The following is a 21,502-nucleotide window of genomic DNA, read 5'->3' as shown; positions in this document are numbered from 1 at the left end:
AGTAAAAACTCTATAAAAGATTAAATAAAACGCGATATATTTAATTTTTAAATAGCAAGAATGTGAATGAATTAAATAGTATACTAGAGAAAATAAGTTAAATGAGAGAGGAATAAAATGGATTGAAAAACCTAATGTTAATTTTTCCAGGATCTTCATCATTCTCTTTAATTATCCAGGAACTTTTTTCATAAACGTAATTTTTTTAAGATAGCTAATTTTTCTGCTGTAGCTTTAACGGTTCTTGTAATCCTATTTTCTGGGGCTCTAGTAAGTGGTGATAGACAACGAGGAAATTATTAGTCAAGTCCAACTAAAACGACTAAAGCTGTTCTTGATAGTTAGAAAATAAGCCTCTTTGCTCCCCCTTTTTAGCTAATCGTATTTCTAAATTATCTTTTTAAATGAAGTTAACGCTACCGATTCTAAATTAATAAGTACGTAATAAAGGGTAGACAAGGATATTAAGTAAGAAGGAAATAGACTAAATTATTTTTGATAATGGCTTTAAGTTTGATCTGTAATGATATTAGAATCGCTAATCAAATAGAAAAAATAGTTGCCTATTAGGTAAAAGTAAAATAGATTAAGAAGATAACATTATGTTTCATCTGATTTTCTTAGAAGATAATAACCTAGAATAACTAAAGCATAACCGATGATAATTTTTTGAATCATCAGTGTAAAAACAGCCAAGCTAAAAATAATAGCAGAAAAAATTTTAAATAAAGAAACTCTATTCATCAAAAAACCTCCATAAATTTTTAGTTAGCATAAGAAACGAGAAATAAATTCTAATAATAATTTATTAATGAGTGGTTGTATCTTTCTATTCATAGTATCCGTTATTATGACGAGAAAGACTAGAACGCAATAGTTTACATCTTAGCAACCATTAGTTGCGGATCCCCTTATTCCTTAATGCGTCCAACTTTTTAGTAGATTAGACTTTTTCAAATTTACTATCGGGTATTAAATTGTGAACGCTTTATCTCAAATATAGTTTAAAAAATATTTACCAGCTCCTATTTGTTTTTATAGTTAAAGAAACTTTTTTTGAAAGTTACTGACACGAATGTGATGATTTCTCTCATCTGTCAACCATTAGTTGCTAAAAGGCAACCAATGGTTGATAGTGAATTCTTGCTACTTTTGATAGGATAAATAAAAGAAAGAAAAGTGGGAGTGGAAGACATGGTATTAGGAGATAAGTTAAGAGAAGGTAGAATCAATAAAAAGTATTCGCAAGGAGATGTAGCTAATTATCTTAAAATTTCTAGACAATCTATTTCGAAATGGGAAAATAATAGTAGTTCGCCAGATCTAACCAATTTAGTGAAATTAAGCGATTTGTACGAGATTTCTATAGATGAGTTGTTAAAAGGAAGTAAAGAATAAAAAAATTAACTCTAACGGTTAATATTACAATAACTAAAAGATAGAATCTGTCTATTAGGAAAAATGATTAGCGATGAGGAGGAGAATAAATGGTATTAGGAGAAAGACTAAAAGAAAGTAGAATGAATAGAGGTTATTCGCAAGGAGATGTAGCTGATCATTTACAAATTTCTAGGCAATCTATTTCAAAATGGGAAAATGGCAATAGTTATCCAGACTTAGATAATTTAGTGAAGTTGAGCGACTATTACGAAATTTCTACAGATGAGTTATTAAAGGAAAACGAAGTACTTAAAAATGAACTTAAAATTGAAGAATATTATCAGAAACTAACTTTTATTCAGAGTAAAGGTGAGAAAGATGAAGGATTAATATTATTAGCCGTTGCGCTTATTTCTTTTTTGATTACGCCTATTGGTTTGATAGTAGCTTCTTTTCTAATAGCTAGGAATAAACAGACGAACAGTCTATATAAAATAGTTTATTTAGCAAGTATTTGCGGGATTGCTTATAATCTATTTATGGGATACGGTATTTTAAGTGATATTTTTAGTTGGGGAACGACTACCGTGGAATACTTAGGCTAATAAATAAGTTGCTCAAATAGTGGTTGGATTAATTGTTTCAAGATAATTTAAAAAATAGTATTCATAATATAACGTATCTCAAAAGGAGGGGAAAAAGTGTTAACGATAAAAAACATCTCCGTAAATTATGGTAAAAAAATAATCTTAGAAAAGCTAGATTTTGAATTGAATTCCTCTGAGATAATCGGGTTAGTTGCCCCTAACGGAGCAGGCAAGACTACCCTTCTTAGAACGATAGCTGGTCTTATTCGTCCTGATTCGGGAGAGGTTTTTATTAATGGCTTGACCGTTGTTAATAACAGACAAGCTTACTACAAGACTCTTTACTTTGTAGAAAGTAATCACACACTTTATTCTAACCTTAAAGGAATAGACCATCTTAATTATGTGAAAGCTATTTGGCATTCCTCGGTGAGTGTTGAGCAAGTGATAAAAGATTTAGCGATTAAAGAATATGTTAATAGGCCAATAAAAAAATTATCATTAGGGATGAAGCAACAAATACTAATCGCGATGTGCATTGTCAGTGATGCAGATGTTATTTTACTTGACGAACCGATGAATGGTTTAGATCCAACAAATATGAAAAATATAAGTGAACAACTGATAAAACTAAAAAACAAACAAAAACTCATTCTTTTTTCATCTCATATCTTATCTAATGTAGATAACATATCTGATAAGGTACTTTTTTTGAAAAATAAAAAAATAGACTACTTATTGGATTTTGAAAAAGAATCTCTTTCTTCAGAAGTCGTTTACGATCAGTTATTTGGACAGGAGAGTTTATTATGAAACAACAACTCTTATTTGATTTTAAAAAGATTAGTTATGACCGAATGTATTTAGGTTTATTTTTACTTATTTTATTTATTTTTCTATCCCCTGTAATGGATTTCAGAAAAATAGATACACAAGCAAGTAAATTAATAGAAATAAGTGATCAAATAGTACAAACACGAGAAGGAATAGAACAAATGAAAGAGTTTGATGTACCGCTGGCGATAAAAGATGAAGAGGAGCGACTAGTTTTGCTAGAAGCATTTTATGCTGCTTTATCTTCAAAACAATCAGATGAAATCTCAAAAACTGAATTAGCCTATGAAAAAAAAATACTAGAGCAAATAGAAAGTGGATCTCTTTCTGGAACTCCCCTCATTGAACAACGCAAGACAGTGGCTAAGTTAGAACATTTAGTTGCTAATAATTTAGTAGCGACTGTTAATTTCGATTCATCTGTACCAGCTATAAATTTTATCTCAAATGATTTTCAAATACTTGTTCCTTTTACAATGATTTTAATTTTCCCGGTATTAATTTTTTCAAGAATTCATACTGATGAAAAAGTTCATGGAACAAGAGATTTTGTCAATATGACGCCTATTTCTTTTGAAAAAATGATTCTCTCAAAACTAATTGTTTCTGTCCTATTCGCTTTTTCATACTTTATATTTTCGGTAGGGTTAGCTATTTTTATACTTAGCTTTAGAAATGGGATAGGTTCTTTAAATTATCCCATTCCTATTTCAAAAGATGGGTTAACGGTAAGTATACTGACGACTGGACAATTTTTAAGTCAAGTTTCTATTTTGTTAGTGGCTATTTATACCTTTATTTCAAGCTTATCTATTCTTATTTCAAGATTTACTCATTCTTTTTTGGTTCAGACCGTCATTCTTTTAATGATCATTATGTTGCCTAGTTCACCACTTTTTACAGCAGAATCAACTATTGCGAATATAGCTCATTTTCTTCCTTTTTCATATTTCGACTTATCAAAAGTACTAACCTATGGTGACTCATTTTCTCCTAGCATAAATGGGCAGATTAATTTTACTAATGGCTTAATTTGTTTGCTGAGTTATTCTGTTTTATGTTTATTAGCATCAGGGCTGATTATAAAAAAGAAAGGTCGAGTTTAATCCTTAAGTAAATCAAGACAAAGATACTCTTTCGATAATGAAGTTAGCGAAAAAATCTGAACTACTTTAATTTATCCATCCAAAGCTCAGTTATACGTAATAAAAAAGGTAGCTAATTACTTTTCGATTAATAGCCTACTTTAATTATTTTAGCAGACATTTCTTCCAGTAAGCCTTTATCATCATTAATATCTAAGAAAGCTATTTTTCCATCTTTAAATTTAACTCGCCCAGTAGCAACAATTTTAGTTACTTCATCTTCGTTTGTAATGCAGTCAAGTGTCGCCTTAAAAGAATATCGGTTAGCGTGATCTTTGTCTTTGGTAACTTCAATAGTTTTGACAGTTATTTGATAACCCGAACCGTCTGCATATAGTGAGTAGCTTGAAGGAATGGACTATTGAATGACAAATTTTTCATACCTATAATCTGTAAAATACTCTCCGTAAGCATCTTTTAAGAGGACGTCTATCTCATTTGTAGCATCTGAAATAGTTGACTCCGTAACGTCGTCTCCTGATTGCAATTGCTCGATAGGTTTTAATAATGCGTCAACAAGTTCTTCATTAGGTGCGGTTAGAGCTTTGTTTAAAACTGTTTTGATAGATGCAATGTTTGAATCATCTGTATCTTTTGTGGAACAAGCTCCTATCGTAATGAAACCAATCAATAAAAAACAAACAAAAATCATTTTCTTTTTCACGTTTTTCTTCCCCAGTTCTTTTAATTATTCTGAACACTATCTTGATCTTTTACTTTTATTTTATTTCTTTTCATACCAAAGCCTGTTGCTTTCAAATAGGTATAATCGTTTTAAATAGTAAGATTTATTTCCCGATTTTATTTAATTTCCCGATTTTTTTCATTTACTTTTAATAAAATTTTTCCGCAACTACCTATTCAACCCGTATTTCGTCTTATTGTGATCATTATCTTTTTATTTCTTTCTTTAAAATAATAACAGTTATTTGTAATGAATTTGACTTTATTATCTCATTTTTTAATTGCAAAGTAACGCACTTATTTGTTTACATGTAACTGTTCATTTGAGGAATAAAAAAAGAAAGACTCGTTTATTCTTTTTTAAGGTTTTTAAGTTATGATGTAGTTTAGGAAAGCTTTATTAACCATGTACATAATAAAAAGTTTTGGAAGGAGATTTATATGTTTAGTTCATTTGATTACTTTTGGCTCAATGTGGGTAGCTTAGTACTAGGTTTGACTGCTTGGATCATTCCTGTTGTTAGTATTATGCAGCGTAAGAAAAAAGCGAACAACCATTCAACAATGATTTTATTGAGTATGGGAGCTTGCGCAATTGCTTTATGGTTTCAATTATCTTATAACAATTATCTAGTTGAAATAAATGATTTACCTGCTCTTATGGATACAATCGGTACGTTAAATTGGGTTGCAGCAATTCTTCTCGTTGTAACAATTGGTTTAAATATTATTAGTCTAGTTTCAAATGGAAAGATAGAACCAACTAACTGATATGAATCTAATTACTAAACTTATTATTGACGTTAAATAATGCTCATTCAAGGCATAATGAAAAGAGTCATAAGAAAAGCCCACCTAACTAATAATTAGGTGGGCTTTTTTGTAAAATAGATTGATTGTCCGTTGAGAATAATTTAGTTTAATCTTTAGAAGTTGAGTTGCGTTCGCTTTTAAAAATACTCCAAGAACGTTTAATTGTTCTAAATAAATTTGTATTGGAGTAAACAAGGACGTTTGAACGATAAAGGAGCAAGGAAATCCAAGTTGTTAAAACGGTAAACGAAAGTGTTGCGACTAATGAAATAGCAATACCCGTTGAAGAAATATTATCTGCTGCAATTCTAAAAGGCATGATAAAGGGTGTAAATAAAGGAACGAAAGATAAAATTTCTACAATTAAATGATCAGGATTAACAAAAGCAAACATACCACCGTAAAATCCTGCTACTGCAATAAAAGCAACGGGGGAAACGGCTTTGTTGACATCTTCTATTTTTGTCACAAGCGACCCAAAGAAAGCAGCAAGAACAACGTAAAGAAAAATACCTACTAAAAATAATGCAATAGAAATTCCGATAAAGGAACCGGTAAGTTGGCTTAAATCAATAATAGAAAGCACATCTTTTACAAAATCAATTTTCCTTAATTGTATAAAAGCGATAATACCTATAATGACGTATAATAAAATTTGTGTCAGACAGACAAGTAAAATTCCAATGAGCTTTCCAAAAAAGTGAGTTGTACTAGAGACACTGGAAAGAATAACTTCCATAATCCGAGTCCCTTTTTCTGAGGCAATTTCTTGTGCAATAATCGATGAATAAGTTGTAATAAAAATGAAAATAGCGATACTAATCAGATAAGCAGCTCCATTTCTAACAAGCGACCCGGGTATTTCTGAATCATCTTCGGTCTTTATCATGCCTTCTTTGATTGTAACGATAGATTCAGAGAATTGAATAGGAGACGTTAGTGCTTCAATTTCTTGCTGGGAAAGAGCTAATTCTTTTCCTTTTAACTGTGTTTGGTAGCTAGTTAGTAAAGACCTGAGTAGTTCTGCGTTTGGTGTACCTTGGATATCCGCGCTTACATATTCAGCTTCAACAAAGTTATCTTTCACTTGAATAGTTGCATAGCCTTCAATCTCTTCATTTCCTAACGCTTTTTTTGCCTTTGCTATCGACTGGATATCTTTGTCTATTTTAAGACCTGTTTCTTTAGAAGAGAGCAAGGCTTGTACCTGTTCGTTTTCGGTAATGACAGCAATAGGTAAAGAGTCATCTTCAGCATTGCTAACAAAATAGCCTATCCCTAGTCCGATGCCTATAATAATTAAAGGAGCAAGAATCATAACAATAAAGCCAACAGATTGGACGTTTTTTCGATAAGATTCCTTTAAAATAACCCAGAACTTATTCATTCTTATCACCAGCTTTCATTTTGAAGATTTCTTCTAGTGTTGGTGGTTGTTGATCAAAAGTTGTGATGTACCCATTTTGAGTAACACGTTGAAAAATATCTTTTCCATATTCAGGGGAAGTCAGTGATAAGGTATAAGTTTGGTTGCCTGTTTGTTTTACTTCTTTTACTCCTGGCATAGCTTCTAAAACTGTTTTTTCTAGAGGAGTTTCTAAATACAATTTTGTTCGTCCGAATTGTTCTCTTATATTATGAACAGTTCCGTTTAAAACAATTTTTCCATCTCGTAACATAACTAAGTGGTCGCATAAATCCTCTACGTTATTCATATTGTGACTAGAAAAAATAATACTAGCACCTCGTTCTTTTGCTTCCATGATCCCTTTTTCAAGTAAATCAGCATTTACTGGATCAAGACCACTGAATGGTTCATCGAGAATAATCAGTTTTGGGTCATGAATCAGTGTAGATATAAGTTGGATTTTCTGTTGATTTCCTTTTGATAAAGTCTTAACTTTATCTGTTTTCTTGCCTTTAACTTTAAATTTCTCCATCCATTCATCTATATGAGGTTCAATATCTTTTTTACTTTTACCTCTTAATTGAGCAAAATAAATTAATTGCTTTTCAATAGTAACTTTAGGGTATAACCCTCTTTCCTCTGGTAAGTAGCCTACTTGATTATATTCTGATCTACTTAGCGGCTTATTATTCCAAAGAACTTTTCCTTCATCTGGATGCAGTAAATCAAGGATGAGACGAAAGGTCGTTGTTTTTCCAGATCCATTTTGGCCAATTAATCCTAAAATAGTCCCTCCAGGAATCATAAAATCAACAGAATCAACTGCTGTTAAGTCACCAAATGTTTTCGTTAAGTTTCTTACTTTAAGCATATGTTCTCCTCCTTAAGCATAGTTCATAACATAAATTATCTCTTAAATTCTAACACTAGTGATAAATAAAGTAAAATAAGTCTAGTATTTTAATAATCCAAATCGGATCCACTCAAAATTGACAGTTAACAGGTGTTGATCTGATTGATCTTTCACTATCGATTTGCTCATTTAAAGTTACTAGCTAGAAAAAAGGAAGAGAAAAGCAAAAATGGATAAAAACGAAAAAAAAGAACCTTTATTCAACCAGGCTCTAGATATATATTTATAGGCAGTTTCATGTGTTTGATACACGATTTTATGTCATATTATAATTATCTTTTCATTTTATTTAAAACCTACAAAAACACCCTTTATATACTTAAAGATAAGGTATAAAAAGTAAATGACAACTAAAAAAATCACTGCATAAAGCCATATTTGATTAATATCCATAATTTTTTGAAAGGAAATGATTACTAATAAAATAGGTAGGGGGAAAATAAACGTAACTACTATTAATCTAACCACTTTACTTTTTTTGTCATTTTTTAAATAATCTAAAAAAAAGTCAAAGAATATAGCTGTTATAACATCTAAAAAAGCTTCTATCATATAGAATTGCACCTACTTTATAATTAAGTTTAAATATTTATATAGCAATCATTTTTCTGATTTTTCAGCTAGAAAACTAGCTATGTGAACACCTAGTTAACAAAATATTTTTTACAGTAGTCTTTTTAAGAGGAGATTTTATCGAAATAAAAAATACTTAGTTAATTTTTTAATCTTATTTTTTATATTTTTTGTTTATTTTTTGTAAGAGTTATAATAATCATAAAAAAACAAAGAACAAATAATTCTATACCCTTTAAAAAACTCTTAGTCTATTTATAAATCACCGAAAACTGTAAAAGACTACCCTTAACGATTGTCTTGTACAGTTTTTAGTATGGATAGTATTCCCATTAACATTAAAAGAAGAGCTAACAAAAAAACGATAATAATTGTTCCGAAAAATAAAATTGCTGCACTAAGTTCACCTGGACTGACTAAATAAGAAAGAGTTAATGCAATAAATAAGCTACTTAAGATAGATACACCAATAAAATAGTGTCCTTTTTTTATTTTTTTATCTAATTGCTTGACCATTTTAGGGGCTCCTTTAATTAATTCGTCTAAAGAAACAGCATATATCTCACTAATTAAAATAAGGCTACTGAGATCAGGAAGGTTACGTCCATTTTCCCAGTTCGAGATTGTTTGTCGTGAGACATGAATTTTTTCTGCAACTTCTTCCTGTGTTAGTTGAAGTTCATTTCTTTTTTGTTTTAATATCGTTTGTAATTCCATATGATCTCCTTTCATTTTTATTATAATAAATAATTATAACCTATACTATCAAAGGTCTTTATAGTCATGCCATAGTTGCTCTAAGAGTATGTTACATTGCAGCTATTTCACTGTTATATTTGATTATTAAAAGCCTCCCGTCAAAAATAGAGGAGAATTTTTAGTCTCGCAGAGATCCTATTGGACTCCGAAAGAGAAAAAAGAACCTTGGATTGGCAACACTTTATTAGACAGTTTTTATAAGGTGTCTCGTTTTATAATCATGCGGCGTTAGATATCCGAGGGTTCCGTGTATGCGAATGGTATTATACCAATGGACGTAGTCCATTAGACCAGATTGTAAGCTCAATAAATCTGGAAAGCTTTTCTTTTTAACAAATTCTGTTTTAAAGACTTTAAATAGCGCTTCTGCTACTGCATTATCATAAGGTGTTCCTTTATTACTCAAAGAGCGCTGGATAGAAAAAGCATCAAGAACATCATCAATCAAACCATTATCAAATTCATTCCCGCGGTCGGTATGGAATAACTTAATTTTTGTTAAATCACATTGTATGATTGAAAGTGCTTGATAAACTAAAGCAGCATCCTTTCGGCCACCTGCGCTGTAGCCAATAATTTCTCGATTAAATAAGTCTGCAAATAAGCAAACATAGTTCCATTGATTATCAACTCGGACATAAGTTAAGTCGCTCACGACCACTCGTAAAGGCTCAGTTTGATTGAATTCGCGGTTCAACTGGTTACGGATCTTCGCTTCATTTGTTGGTGTCTTTTGTGGTTTAAACTGAGCAATTGTATAAGAAGATACTAATCCATTATCTTTCATGATTCTTCCAATTCTACGTCTTGATAATAGGATGTTTCCTTTTGAAAGTTCAACTTTAATTTTTCTAGTTCCATAGTTCCTCCGACTGTTATGGGAAATGTCTACAACAGCTTGAGTACAAGGATCCTGTTGTCTTTCTAGGTCTTTCTCTAAATAATAGTAATAGGTACTTCTTGGAAGCTCTAGGACTAGGCACATCGCTGATATGGAATAAAGATGAGCATTATGTTTAATAACTAGGACTTTCGTCCAAATATCAGCGCCGCTTGCTTTAAAATATCATTTTCCATTTCTAGTTGTGCATTTCTTTTTCTCAACTTTTCTAGCTCAAGTTCTTCAACGGTTTTATTGTCTTTTTCTTTAAATGATCCTGAATTCGTATCTTGTCTAGTCCATTTATCGAAGGCCGAAGGCGTTAAGTCATATTCGGACAATATTTCTTTTCTAGATTTCCCAGTATTATGAAGTAAAACAATTTGTTTCTTAAATTCATCTGTATAGGTTCTTCTTTGTCTTCTGGTCATAATAAAAATCTCCTTTTTAGTTTCTATTGATTCTAATAGTAGAGACCTTATCTTTATTGTCCAGTAAAGTGTAACCTATCCACCTCGATAAATAAAAGTCCACGATACATGATTTCATCTCATTTCATGTATCGTTACTTCACTAAATATACTATTGTTCTTTTATCTCTATTTTTTTATCTATTTTATTTTTTATAAAGTAAGTAATGGGAATAGATACGAGCAGAGATCCTGAAAGAAATCGAGTAGCGCCTTCATTTATTTTTCCATTTATCATTATTTCTTCAAGCATAATTAAAAAAGTTTGATAAGTTGTATATAAGCTGAACAATCCTACAATCAAAAGTAGCCAAGAGTAGACTTTTTTGTCATCTTTTTTACGAAAATAGGCATTGTGATAGACACTTATATTCGTAAAAAAGATGACGACTACAAACATTATAATCAACATCTCTGTCTCCTTGGTTGCGCCCCATTGTAAATTAAAAAATAGACCAAGTAGATAATTTAATCCAAGTAGACTAATTAAATAAATAAATGAATAATAGCCATACTTATATCGCATTAATTTCTGGTATTCATCATATTGTTTCATTTTTATTCCTCCCAAAATAAATCGTTTAATGTTAGATTAAATTCTTTACAAATCTCTCTACACAAATTGATTGTCGGATTGTAATCTCCTCTTTCAATAGCGCTAATTGTTTGTCGGGTAACGTTAACAGCATCTGCCAGCTGCTGTTGAGACATATCCTTCTTTGCTCGTTCTGCCTTTAATCTTAAATTCTTAGCCATATTATTCCTCCATATACGACAAACATAGATTGCAATAAGTAAAGTATATCATACACATAAACAGATGCAATACTTTAAAATGAGTTAGCAGATTTTTTTATTCTGCTGTGATCATAACTATTAAAAAGTTTAAAAGGCTAAAATTATCGTGTAATTCAATAAAAACTACTCCTGCTAGAACAAGACTCTATCCAATTTTATGTATCTATAAGTATAAAAAGAAAGGAGTTTTTAAAAATATGTTTAAAAACTAACTTATTCCCTGAATAATTCATACCTTTAATTTTTTGTTGTTTTTAATCAATTAACACACTTTTTTCAAATTTTTTTCAAATTAACGTTTAATAGTTTTACTTTTTGGTACTTAATTCATTTATTTATTGGTTTCTCATTAAGAAATTACGAATTTTGGGCATAGTTGGTCCTTGGTTTTGATTGGTTTTTTTAAAAAAAATTAAGGAGTTTTTAAATATAATGCCGAATCCTTTGGATTCGATTAAAGACGGCATAAAACTCCGCTTGATAAACATGCGAACTAGAAATTTTTAGATACATTTCTCTCGCAGTACTCACTAGTTTGCCAGCTACTTTGAATAAGCGAAGACGAATCGTATTAATTTGAAGTCCTTTATAATTTTTATCAAAACAAGTTGTACGCAAAAAATTGATTAGGTTGTATGCAAGGACACTTATCATCATACGTGCATGATTTTCAATAAATTTAGGGCTATCTGTCTTATCAAAATAGAAACCATTTTTTGCTTCTTTAATGTAGTTTTCCATAGCACCACGCTTTTTATACGTCTTAAAAACTTGTTTTGATGAAATATTTTCTGAAAAATTTGTGACAATAAACGTATGCTTGAAAAGTAATTCACCCATTTCTCGAATGGATTGAATGCATACTCTACGCGGTTTAGACCAAGACGCTGCTTGATAGGAAACGGAATAATAGTATTCTTCTTTTTCATTCCAAGGATAATTATCGTCGTAATACACAAACTCTTCTGCTAATCGGTATAAATTATTATTATGTTTTAGGCGAATGACAAAGTTTGACCCATATTCTTCGCATAACTCATAAATATCAGGTGTTGCAAATCCACTATCTCCACGCACTAAAATATCTGTCGTAGGGACTGCTTGATTATAATGATCTAATAACGGTTCAAGAAACTCTTTAACTCCTTTAGACGTGTATTGATTTCCTGAACGAAGTTTAGCTTTTAAAAAATCGCCCGTTAATCCATCGAATGCGACTAATGGATGATAACCGTTTGTTCGATAGTGGGCATTATAATCTGTTTGTTCCTGAATACCGAAGGTATCAGAGTGTGTAGAATCCAAATCAATAATCATATTCATATCATTGCGAACAAATCTCGCTTGGTCAATTAATGTTTGATTAAAGGTTTGTAAATCATTAATCGTTTGGTCTGTAATGCGATCAAGAAACCGAGAGATAGTCGGTTGAGAAGCCAAACACTCTTCTTGTGACAGAGTTTGTAATACTGGATCATACTGTAAGATAGTCGCAGACGAATCAGCTTTATAGCCAGCAATTAGTTGAAGAATTAGTTGTTTTAAAATTTTATGGTTAGTGTGTTTCCAATAACGACGATTTTCATTATATGAAGTGAGTTTTTTTGACAATTCTTCAAAATGAAAAGTATCCATTAATTCATCAACTAAAATTAATCCTGAATCACTCGATAAACGACCACCTGTATGAGAGACATATAAATGGTTATTGAATTTCATTGCTTTTTCTTGTAAAGTAATCATTGAGAGAACCCCTTTCTATTGGTTGGTTGTGATGATATAACCATAGCAGAAAGGGGTTCTTTTTTCATCACCTAATGGGTGATAAAGCAAATTAGTTTAAACGCTGTAAAATCAACATCGATTAGTATTTTTAGAAAAGCTATGAATTATTCAGGTATTCTACTAAAAAATTAATCGAATCTATATTTGATTTAATTTCTAGTATCGTAATTGCTTTATTACCTTAAACCTTTTGCTTAAAATAGGATGTACCCAAAATAGAGGTTACCATACATTAAATCCATACGTTTTACTAGTTACAAGAGGTAAAAAAACTCTTGGTTTAACAAGGTTCTACATACATGACTTTATCTAATTTCACGTATTTTTTTTAATGACTATTAGCTACTTATCTTTATTCTAAATTAAATAATTGACTTACACAGTTCGACTGTATACAATATAAGTATATAGTTGAACTGTTTATTTTTTATATTCTATTTTGAGAAGGGAATGAACTAAATGAAAAGAAATAAAAATCTCCCCCTTACAGAAACCGTTTATTATATTCTTTTATCTTTATTTGAACCCGCACATGGGTATTTAATTATGCAAAAGGTTGAAGAATTGAGTAATGATGAAGTGAAAATGGCCGCAGGAACATTGTACGGAGCGATTGAAAACCTACTAAAATTGAAATTTATTAAGCCGGTTGAGAGTGTAGATAAGAGGCGTAAAGTTTACATCATTACACAAGAAGGAAAAAACATCCTACTTCTTGATTGTAAAAGAATGAAACACATAGTCGCTATTACTGGAGAAAATTTGACTCAGGAAGGTGTATGAGTATGAAAAAATTTAAATTCTTTTTTAATCTTGATAAAGAAGAGAAATGGTTAAATGAGCAGTCCAACGAAGGCTGGGAATTATATGACAAAAAAGCGGATTATAAATTTCGTGAAAAAGCGCATTCTTCTACTATAAAAATTGATTACCGTACGTTTAAATCAAAAAAAGATTTTCAGGACTATAAGACCCTTTTTAAAGATAGCGGATGGGAACATATTCCAGGTAGTAAAACATCAGGAAAACAATATTTCAAAAAAATAGAAAAGAGTGCTAGCGCAGATATCTTTTCTGATAACTTTTCTAAGGCTGAAAGGTATCAAAGAATGGCCCGCGTATGGGCGTCTTTAGCAATGAGTTATTTGGTGATATTAATATCCCTATATCTAACTAAAATAGTTGACTTCCAAACACTATTAAATCCAAAATCATTGTATCTTACTCCCGGACTATGGGACCTTTCAGGATCCTCTTTTTGGAAAGCATTTTTATTTGAAACACCTTTTGCGATAGGGAGGGGATTTAGTTGGCTGATCATTCCTACTTTAGTTCTTTTGTATATTATTTTTGCTGTCAAAGCTCATTATCATTATAAAAATGCTCTCTTAAACGATTAAACAATAATTGATCAATTCAATAAAAAAATAAAATTAATTACTATATTTTGAAAGAGAAAAAGTTGTATAATAAAATGACTAAACGGTAATAATTTTGTATTTGATAAATATATATTATAATCTTTTTAGGAGGAACGCATATGGAGTTTTATATTAGACCAATCAAAAGTGGCGATGCTGAAGGATTAAATAAATTGAGACGTATGCCAGGAGTCTTCGAAAACATTTCTGGGCTACCGTCAGAGAGAATACAACAGAATGAAGATTTTGTTGTTAACATGGATGCTAATCAACACCAGTTTGTTGCTATTTCAAAGCTCGAGAGTAATGAAGAACTAATTATAGGAACTGCTGGATTATTTGTGAATGGTAATCATCGTAGACGACATTGTGGGACTATAGGCATAATGATTCATAAAGACTACCAAAGTAAAGGTGTTGGTACTGCTCTAATAGCCGCACTTATAGACATAGCAGATAATTGGTTAATGCTTGTGAGACTCGAACTGACTGTATTCGAGGACAATAAGAACGCCATATACCTATATGAGAAATTTGGATTCGAAAAAGAAGGACTTAAACGGTTTGCAGCGATAAGAAAAGGAAAATATGAAAATGAATGTGTCATGGCAAGAATAAATTTCACTCTTTATTCCTCTTTAAAAAGTTAATTGATAAATAAAAAGAACCTTGTTAAGACAAGGTTATGGATACATGAATCTATCTCATTTCATATATAAAAACGTGAGGGGTGTTTGTAACTAGTAATAGGAGTTTTTTTATAATAAGAATTACATAAAACTGAGAAATATTAGACGTATGCAACTTAAAGTTGCTAAAAAGCAATCAGAGATTTGTAGTATTCCTATTAAGGGTCATCTAAAATGTAGTTGAGGTGAAAAAATGACTTTTTCTGATAATTTAAGAACATTAAGAAGTAATAAACGACTAACTCAAGAAGAACTCGCCGAATTATTAGATGTCTCACGACAAGCTGTTTCAAAATGGGAGTCTGGTAACGGTTATCCTGAAATGGATACGTTAATTAAATTAAGTGAATTATTTGATGTTTCATTAGATAAATTAGTAAAAACTCAATTTATAGAAGATCTTTCAACTTCTAATGATAAAAATCCTAAAGATGATAATAGAAAGAAACTTATCATTTTAGCAGTCTTTTCTTTTATTATTTTTGCTACAACTATGTCTTCTAATAATGATACGGGATGGATTATACTAATCTCCTTAGTAAGTTTCATAACATTCCAGATGTTAGTATTTCGCGTGGTTAAAAATACTAAATCAAATTTACATTCCAAGTAAATCATAAATTATGAGTTTAAAATGCATTTTTTAGTACAAAATATTTATAAATGAGTTTGTCTTAATTTTAATTATAACAAGCTCAAAAAAGCGATTAAATAATGAATATAAAAGAGATTAGGTATGTTTTGTGCTCTGCTTTTTACTTTCAAGGTGAAAAAAAACCCTGTTTTTGAAGGGTCCGTATACACGATTTTGTGTCATTTCATGTATGTGTTAACCTGAAAGAGAAAGAAAAGGAGTTTTATTATGACAAAATCAAAAAATGAATTTAAAAAAAGAATCTTACAAGATGCTATAATTTTAATAGTTTTTTATATTTTATGTTCGATAGTTTTAAGCTTAAAAATACTTATTACGATTTAACATTAATCTATTCTGTAGTAGGTTTTATTTTAGCACCTCGCTCATTATTTGATTTAAATAAGTTTAGAAATAAATAATAAGCTATCAATAGGGTACGTCCTACCGGTAGTGATTCTAACACTTGATTCAACAACATCCTTGATACATAATTTTACATCATTTCATGTGTTGAGATGCTTTAATGAAATAATTTATGTCATAATAAAGAATAGATTTGAAAGGAGTTTTTTTATGAAGTATTACATATTAATTGCCTTTATGTCTTTTTTTATTTTGATTAAATTAATCGCTATGATTAAAATATCTAAAGGTCATTACTATTCAAAGATTATTCAAGATTGGACTTTTATTCCATTAGGTTTTAATGGATTTGAAGAGTTACCTAAAGAAAAACAAACAGTTCTAAAATCGTCAGTTTATTTAAGCTGTAGTTTAGATATTTTATTTGCGGTTATTAGTATGTTTATTGTCCGTACAGTAGCAATTGAATGGACATTAATTCTAGCGCTTCTTTTATACTTAAATCCGATTTTATTTTGCACCCATTTGAGTAGCCTTTTAAAAAAAGTTTCATACTAATATTTTTTTAAAGAGTTAGTAAATATAAAAATAAAGTCATCTATTTTATTGTAAGTTAGTTATTTCCATAGTGCTTAAATTAAGTCTACCCAAAATCGACAGTTAGCAGGTATTGAGCTGATTGAGTTTCCGCAGTCGTTTAAACGTGTCGATTAAACTGGTTAGATTTACTAACTAGAAGAAAAGAGGCTAAACATGATAAAAATGAAGAAACCTTATCAAGCTTTAATTTTTGGTTTGTTTTCGGGATTAGTCCAATTCTTTATAAATGGACCATCTGATTTTATTATTGGAGGTTTTATAGTAGCTTTACTCGTTTTATATTTTTTTTATGATGAAAAAAACAACTACATAAAACATGATTAATCATGTAACATAATCCAGGAGGTACTCCGTGAAGAAAGCTATTTTTAAACAACCTTTTTTCTACATTGCTTTACTCAACTTTATCTTAGCTTTAGCCTTTATTTTCCAAGACGGATTATTAGCTCGTTTGGCAAGTTTTGTTTGGTTTTTGAGCTTTTTACTTAATCTTTATAATGCTAATAAAGCTGTTCACAAAAAACAAATTATTCTTAAAAATCTAAGAGACTAGGTTTTAAGAAAAAGCGTAAAAAAAGAACCTCGATAAAGCAAGGTCCACGATACGTGATTTTATCTAATTTCATATATCTGTTAGCCTTTAAACAACAAATCAATTGAGTGAATAGATATTCACTAATTGATTTTCGTAGTTAAATTTTTCTATGATAAGGAGGATCTATATGCAGTTTCCATCAAATATCGTAGTTGCAGTAATAATTTCTGCAGTACATAATTTAATTTCTTTCAATATTAAATTATCTAGTAAATACAAAAAGAAATTTCGTCTATACTCTGTTGTAGTCAATTTAATCTTTATTGCATTCCTATTAGGTTTTTCTATGTTTTTCAAAACATCTTTGCCTAATCAAGGAATAAACATTTACTATAATGGTTTATCTATATTGTATTTTTTATTATTTATCCCTTTGGGAGTAGTTTTGATACTGCTGTTTAAGAAATTAATAATGAACGCAGATATCTATTTAGTTTTTTTGAAATATGTGATAATTATTGGAGCTATCATTACATTGACAGGAATAATTGCTCTAGGATATGTCCTTTCTATCTTAACTTTTTACGGTTTCGCTCCTTAATCTGCATATAAAAGTAAACTTAAAAACAAAAACCCCCCTGCCAAAAGGCAATATAGTGACCCCAAAAAGTTGGACTTTATTTAGAGTAGAGAAATCTACTCTATTTTTTTGCTTTTAAGCTACTAGAGAAGGAGAGAAATGATGTTCCCGATAATGAACTGGGCTCATCCAATTTAACTTCTCTTTTATGCGATCGTGATTATAATAGTGAATATATTTGATGATTTCTTGTTCCAGCTCTCTATAACTATGAAAAACATTTCCATAATACATTTCCTGTTTTAGTAGTCCAAAGAAATTTTCTATTGGAGAATTATCAAGACAATTCCCTTTTCTAGACATACTTTGGAATATATTATCTTTTCTCAGCTCAGCGCCGTAGGCCTTCATTTGGTATGCCCAACCCTGATCAGAATGGAAAGTTCGTCTAAATGGACACTTTTCAGTTGCTTTAATAGCATCGGCTAAAGCCTCCATAATAGTGATACCATTCGGTTGTTTTGTGATTTTATAGCTGACTATCTCCTTATTATACATGTCCATAAAAGGATCAAGGTATAATTTTTTTATCTGCAGATTCCCAGATGGATCATTTTCGTAATACTTAAATTCTGTTGTATCCGTCGTTATCTTTTGATAGGGGATAGTTGTATCAAATCTGCGGCTGATACGATTAGGAGTAACTTTTCCAACCGTTCCTTTGTAGGAGCTATACTTACGTGATTTACGAGAAAAAGAAGTAACTTGTAAGTTTAGTTCCTGCATAATGCGTTGAATTCTCTTTTTATTTACAACGAAACCACGATTTCTTAATTCTGCCTTTATACGACGGTAACCGTAATCTTTGTGTTGGTCCCGTATTTCTAATATAAGTTGCTTTAACTCTGTATCTGGATCCTTCTGTTTAAAACGTTTTTGCCAATACATGTAGGTTGATTTAGGATAATCAATAGTCATTAAGATATCTTTTAATTGGAATTTTTCTCGGAGTCTGTAGATAATTTTTGCAGTTGGTTCGTTTGATTTTGGTTTTCCTCGGTCTGCAGACTCCGCAATTCTTTTAAAAAAGCATTTTGAATTTCTAAAGATAATACTTGATTCTCAAGCTCTTTGATCCGTTCTGAATTTTTATCAGTAGATTTAATAGGGCTGTTTTTATTTAGTTGGTTAGTGTTTTTATTTTTCATTTTAGCCGGACGTCCCTTCGGTTTTGAGAGTCCTTCAATGCCTTCGGCATGAAATGCCCTTACCCAATTAGCGATTAAGGATGGGTTGTTTATCTTGAGCTTCAATGCAAGCTGCTGATAGGATATCTCAGTAGTTAGATACAACTCTATCGTATCTATCTTGAATTGAACAGAATAATGATTGTCTTTTTTACTTCTGATTAGCCCATCCTCACCGAATTGTCTATAATTAGCGACCCATATTTTGAGTTGGGATCCACTTTTTCCTGGGATACCATATTTTTTAGCCAAAAACTTGTATCCACCAGCTCCATCTAAATAACTCTTAACAACCGTTAGCTTAAATTCGAAACTATATTTTGCCATACAAAAACCCCCTAAGTTTAGATTTTCCAGGTCTAACTTTCGGGGGTCGGCTCACAAAGGGGGTTTTTGTTTTGCACGAAAAAAGAGCAGAAAGGACAGACGGTTTTTAGCCTTGCAAAGACCACACTTTACGATGTGAAGTATAGTAGGTTATATTTTGTTAGAATCCTAAAATAAATAAAGGTTCGTGATACACGATTATATGTATTTAAAACTATAATTAATTATTGTAAGGAGAAACTATAAATTAAAAAAATTCGTTATTTTTAATCCAAATTTTTTTAAGAGTGTCTACTTAAAGACAAAAATTGGGTTAAATATAGAAAATCTGTTCTTACGGCAGCTCTTTTCATCTTGTTTGCTACTAGCATACATACATATTTACATTACTTCCAGCCGCCAGTAAGCGTATATTTACTTTTATCTTTTATAGCCTTATTTGTCTAGACTGTATCTATCTCGGTTATTGTTACAAACATATTAAATATCTTAGCTGAAATAAAAAGAGATAAGGATAAAGTAAAAGCTCGCGAAGAGTTTGAGCTACGTGAAGCATTAAAATTACTTATAAAAATATTAGAAGAAGAAATGAAAAGCCTTAGGAAATACAAGAGTTACGAGAAGGCAAATCATTTAAAAACATTAATATCCGAAATTAAAGAAATATTAGTTATTTTTGATTATGAAACAATAGATACCATTCCAATATTTTTAGATCATCTTATAGAAAAAATTGAACTGTATGATCTAGATTCACTTTCAGATAATGAGATAAAATATATAATTAAAAAACATAGAGTTGTAGAAAAAGTTGAAAAAAAAAGTTAATATAAACAAATCAAAAAAAATAAAAGTAAAAATTAATAATAAAACCAAAATAAAAGATGTAAAGCAGAGAGTTTTATCTCTTTATTTTGGTTTGCTTTTAAAAAATCGAGCAAGGCGACACTCCTTTTTCTAACTTATTTTGAAAAAATAAATTTGAAAAGGGAGTAGGGTTATAGAAAACTTCCTATCCCGTCAAAACAACGTTTCGGGGTAAGTAGTCACATACCCCGTTGCCTGCCTAACATAGCTTTCTATTTTAAAATTAGGATCACGTATCAAAAATAAAAAATGTACTCATACTTTTACAGCTTAAAGAGTCCAATGACTCTATTTTAATAAACAGTGTTTCAATTTATTTTGAAAGAAAAAGAAAAGATAAACTAAAAAAATAATTAAATTTTAAATGGATTTTAACTTACGGAGCGAATCCATAGTGAGTAAAAATAAATAAAACGTACCCCATTAGTGTTAGTGCGATTAAAAAAATAAGAATAATTAAAAGGACGAAGTATTTCACGATTTTTGGAAAACCTTCTACATTCATGAACCATTTGCTTGTGTAATAAACCACTAAACTGAGTAGCGGAAAAGATAATAAAAAGTAAAAAATATCTAGTCCGCATGAAAGAACAGAAAAATAGGACGTGCTTGTGCAGTGATCATAAATAAAGGCATAACAATTAAAAAAATAATAAAGAGAACCTGAATAAAAATCGAATAGAAACGAAAAACAGTTTTATATTTACCAGGTATCTTAAACGCTATAAAAATATAAATAAGAGCGGCTATTAAGGCAACAACCACATTTGTAGGGAAAAACATCTACTCACTCCTTTTATGTTTAGTTAGCTAGTCTTTCGTTCTTCAAACTAACGTTAGAATAGCCTAATTAAAAAACAGAGTCATTCTTTTGTTTAAACATTCCTTATTCGTCCATTTAAGCCGTTTTTAACGTTCTAATCAGAGCAGACCTGTAGTTGCGTGTCGAGACTTAAACTGGTTAAAAGAGCTTGTTTTCCCTATTTAAAACGGACTTGGATATGTAGGGCTTGCTCTGTACGAACGAAGTAAGATCTTTACTTCTTTCATTCTTAACGAAACAAGCCTTTTAAGCCCCTTTACGGTTATGACTTGCGTTTCCTTGTTTCTTTGCTGTTAACGAAGCGACTTCTTTTGAACTTAAAAAACCAATTAATGCTGAGTTATTCAGGAAAGATTGACTAAACTATTTTCATTTATCGAACCT

Annotated in this window: 27 protein-coding genes; 14 read left to right on the top strand and 13 right to left on the bottom strand. The window is 30.5% G+C overall.

All coding sequences use genetic code 11. The features are described from left to right. Positions 1-600: 600 nt before the first annotated feature. Positions 601-744 carry a hypothetical protein gene (locus B9Y54_RS12435; protein ID WP_177173761.1) on the bottom strand — a complete coding sequence of 48 codons (144 nt, stop codon included), beginning with the start codon at positions 742-744 and terminating at the stop codon, positions 601-603. Between the two features lie 450 nt (positions 745-1,194). On the opposite strand from B9Y54_RS12435, the gene B9Y54_RS01925 reads away from it, so the two are divergent. The 4 genes from B9Y54_RS01925 to B9Y54_RS01910 all read left to right on the top strand — a co-directional run bounded on the left by B9Y54_RS01925 (position 1,195) and on the right by B9Y54_RS01910 (position 3,907). Continuing rightward, positions 1,195-1,398 carry a helix-turn-helix domain-containing protein gene (locus B9Y54_RS01925; protein ID WP_085558742.1) on the top strand — a complete coding sequence of 68 codons (204 nt, stop codon included), beginning with the start codon at positions 1,195-1,197 and terminating at the stop codon, positions 1,396-1,398. 89 nt (positions 1,399-1,487) lie between these two features. Continuing rightward, entirely contained in the window at positions 1,488-1,985 is a 498-nt protein-coding gene (locus tag B9Y54_RS01920) for a helix-turn-helix domain-containing protein (protein WP_085558741.1), read from the top strand. 96 nt (positions 1,986-2,081) lie between these two features. Continuing rightward, positions 2,082-2,780, top strand: coding sequence for an ABC transporter ATP-binding protein (locus tag B9Y54_RS01915; RefSeq protein WP_159446038.1), 699 nt, complete (start codon positions 2,082-2,084; stop codon positions 2,778-2,780). Beyond that, positions 2,777-3,907, top strand: a complete 1,131-nt coding sequence (locus B9Y54_RS01910; RefSeq protein WP_085558739.1) for an ABC transporter permease — start codon at positions 2,777-2,779, stop codon at positions 3,905-3,907. The genes B9Y54_RS01915 and B9Y54_RS01910 overlap by 4 nt, the downstream gene beginning before the upstream one ends. 397 nt (positions 3,908-4,304) lie before the next feature. Here the strand turns inward: B9Y54_RS01910 and B9Y54_RS01905 are convergent, their stop codons facing one another. Continuing rightward, entirely contained in the window at positions 4,305-4,610 is a 306-nt protein-coding gene (locus B9Y54_RS01905; protein WP_085558738.1) for a peptidylprolyl isomerase PrsA, read from the bottom strand. A 461-nt stretch (positions 4,611-5,071) separates the two neighbouring features. Between B9Y54_RS01905 and B9Y54_RS01900 the strand changes: the two genes are divergently transcribed. Next, positions 5,072-5,401, top strand: a complete 330-nt coding sequence (locus B9Y54_RS01900; RefSeq protein ID WP_085558737.1) for a hypothetical protein — start codon at positions 5,072-5,074, stop codon at positions 5,399-5,401. Positions 5,402-5,549: 148 nt separating this feature from the next. Here the strand turns inward: B9Y54_RS01900 and B9Y54_RS01895 are convergent, their stop codons facing one another. From B9Y54_RS01895 to B9Y54_RS01860, 8 genes are all read right to left on the bottom strand, one after another. Continuing rightward, positions 5,550-6,830: an ABC transporter permease gene (locus tag B9Y54_RS01895; protein WP_085558736.1), complete on the bottom strand. Its 1,281-nt coding sequence runs from the start codon at positions 6,828-6,830 to the stop codon at positions 5,550-5,552. Next, a complete protein-coding gene (locus B9Y54_RS01890) occupies positions 6,823-7,722 on the bottom strand; it encodes an ABC transporter ATP-binding protein (protein WP_085558735.1) in 900 nt (299 codons plus the stop codon). Before B9Y54_RS01890 ends, B9Y54_RS01895 begins: the two co-directional genes overlap by 8 nt. Before the next feature lie 327 nt (positions 7,723-8,049). Continuing rightward, positions 8,050-8,316 (bottom strand): hypothetical protein, encoded by a 267-nt coding sequence (locus B9Y54_RS01885; RefSeq protein ID WP_085558734.1) that lies wholly within the window; start codon positions 8,314-8,316, stop codon positions 8,050-8,052. A gap of 309 nt (positions 8,317-8,625) precedes the next feature. Then, positions 8,626-9,054: a helix-turn-helix domain-containing protein gene (locus tag B9Y54_RS01880; protein WP_085558733.1), complete on the bottom strand. Its 429-nt coding sequence runs from the start codon at positions 9,052-9,054 to the stop codon at positions 8,626-8,628. A gap of 226 nt (positions 9,055-9,280) precedes the next feature. Further along, positions 9,281-10,407, bottom strand: a protein-coding gene (locus tag B9Y54_RS01875; RefSeq protein ID WP_090005180.1) for an IS3 family transposase whose coding sequence is annotated in 2 segments (ribosomal slippage) — positions 9,281-10,158 and positions 10,158-10,407 — 1,128 coding nt in all. Because the reading frame shifts where the segments join, the coding sequence is not laid out codon by codon here. Between the two features lie 151 nt (positions 10,408-10,558). After that, positions 10,559-11,002, bottom strand: coding sequence for a hypothetical protein (locus tag B9Y54_RS01870; RefSeq protein WP_085558732.1), 444 nt, complete (start codon positions 11,000-11,002; stop codon positions 10,559-10,561). 2 nt (positions 11,003-11,004) lie between these two features. After that, on the bottom strand, positions 11,005-11,202 hold the full coding sequence (locus tag B9Y54_RS01865; protein WP_085558731.1) for a helix-turn-helix transcriptional regulator: 198 nt from the start codon (positions 11,200-11,202) through the stop codon (positions 11,005-11,007). 465 nt (positions 11,203-11,667) lie between these two features. Then, positions 11,668-12,987 carry an IS1380 family transposase gene (locus B9Y54_RS01860; protein ID WP_085558730.1) on the bottom strand — a complete coding sequence of 440 codons (1,320 nt, stop codon included), beginning with the start codon at positions 12,985-12,987 and terminating at the stop codon, positions 11,668-11,670. A gap of 501 nt (positions 12,988-13,488) precedes the next feature. Here B9Y54_RS01860 and B9Y54_RS01855 point away from each other — a divergent pair. The 8 genes from B9Y54_RS01855 to B9Y54_RS01825 all read left to right on the top strand — a co-directional run bounded on the left by B9Y54_RS01855 (position 13,489) and on the right by B9Y54_RS01825 (position 17,875). Then, positions 13,489-13,812 carry a PadR family transcriptional regulator gene (locus tag B9Y54_RS01855; RefSeq protein WP_085558729.1) on the top strand — a complete coding sequence of 108 codons (324 nt, stop codon included), beginning with the start codon at positions 13,489-13,491 and terminating at the stop codon, positions 13,810-13,812. A 2-nt stretch (positions 13,813-13,814) separates the two neighbouring features. Next, entirely contained in the window at positions 13,815-14,429 is a 615-nt protein-coding gene (locus B9Y54_RS01850; RefSeq protein WP_085558728.1) for a DUF2812 domain-containing protein, read from the top strand. A gap of 140 nt (positions 14,430-14,569) precedes the next feature. Then, positions 14,570-15,100: a GNAT family N-acetyltransferase gene (locus tag B9Y54_RS01845; RefSeq protein ID WP_085558727.1), complete on the top strand. Its 531-nt coding sequence runs from the start codon at positions 14,570-14,572 to the stop codon at positions 15,098-15,100. Positions 15,101-15,332: 232 nt separating this feature from the next. Continuing rightward, a complete protein-coding gene (locus tag B9Y54_RS01840; protein WP_085558726.1) occupies positions 15,333-15,752 on the top strand; it encodes a helix-turn-helix domain-containing protein in 420 nt (139 codons plus the stop codon). Between the two features lie 597 nt (positions 15,753-16,349). Continuing rightward, positions 16,350-16,697 (top strand): hypothetical protein, encoded by a 348-nt coding sequence (locus B9Y54_RS01835; RefSeq protein WP_085558725.1) that lies wholly within the window; start codon positions 16,350-16,352, stop codon positions 16,695-16,697. 195 nt (positions 16,698-16,892) lie between these two features. After that, positions 16,893-17,063, top strand: coding sequence for a hypothetical protein (locus B9Y54_RS12255; protein ID WP_159446037.1), 171 nt, complete (start codon positions 16,893-16,895; stop codon positions 17,061-17,063). A 28-nt stretch (positions 17,064-17,091) separates the two neighbouring features. After that, entirely contained in the window at positions 17,092-17,292 is a 201-nt protein-coding gene (locus B9Y54_RS01830) for a hypothetical protein (protein WP_085558724.1), read from the top strand. Positions 17,293-17,461: 169 nt separating this feature from the next. Then, positions 17,462-17,875 (top strand): hypothetical protein, encoded by a 414-nt coding sequence (locus tag B9Y54_RS01825; protein ID WP_085558723.1) that lies wholly within the window; start codon positions 17,462-17,464, stop codon positions 17,873-17,875. A 114-nt stretch (positions 17,876-17,989) separates the two neighbouring features. Here the strand turns inward: B9Y54_RS01825 and B9Y54_RS12650 are convergent, their stop codons facing one another. Then, complete coding sequence (locus B9Y54_RS12650; RefSeq protein ID WP_234987927.1) at positions 17,990-18,874, bottom strand: IS3 family transposase; 885 nt, start codon at positions 18,872-18,874, stop codon at positions 17,990-17,992. Next, positions 18,844-19,428 (bottom strand): helix-turn-helix domain-containing protein, encoded by a 585-nt coding sequence (locus B9Y54_RS12645; RefSeq protein ID WP_234987777.1) that lies wholly within the window; start codon positions 19,426-19,428, stop codon positions 18,844-18,846. The genes B9Y54_RS12650 and B9Y54_RS12645 overlap by 31 nt, the downstream gene beginning before the upstream one ends. A gap of 588 nt (positions 19,429-20,016) precedes the next feature. Between B9Y54_RS12645 and B9Y54_RS01815 the strand changes: the two genes are divergently transcribed. After that, on the top strand, positions 20,017-20,256 hold the full coding sequence (locus B9Y54_RS01815; protein ID WP_085558722.1) for a hypothetical protein: 240 nt from the start codon (positions 20,017-20,019) through the stop codon (positions 20,254-20,256). 612 nt (positions 20,257-20,868) lie between these two features. Here the strand turns inward: B9Y54_RS01815 and B9Y54_RS01810 are convergent. Then, the gene (locus tag B9Y54_RS01810; RefSeq protein WP_085558721.1) at positions 20,869-21,078 is read right to left on the bottom strand and encodes a hypothetical protein; all 210 of its coding nucleotides are present in this window, start codon (positions 21,076-21,078) and stop codon (positions 20,869-20,871) included. Positions 21,079-21,502 lie beyond the last annotated feature (424 nt).

It is taken from the genome of Carnobacterium iners (genome assembly GCF_900177385.1).
GTDB lineage: Bacteria > Bacillota > Bacilli > Lactobacillales > Carnobacteriaceae > Carnobacterium_A > Carnobacterium_A iners.
Note: the sequence above shows the minus strand (reverse complement) of the source record. Positions and strands in the feature narration are given on the sequence as shown.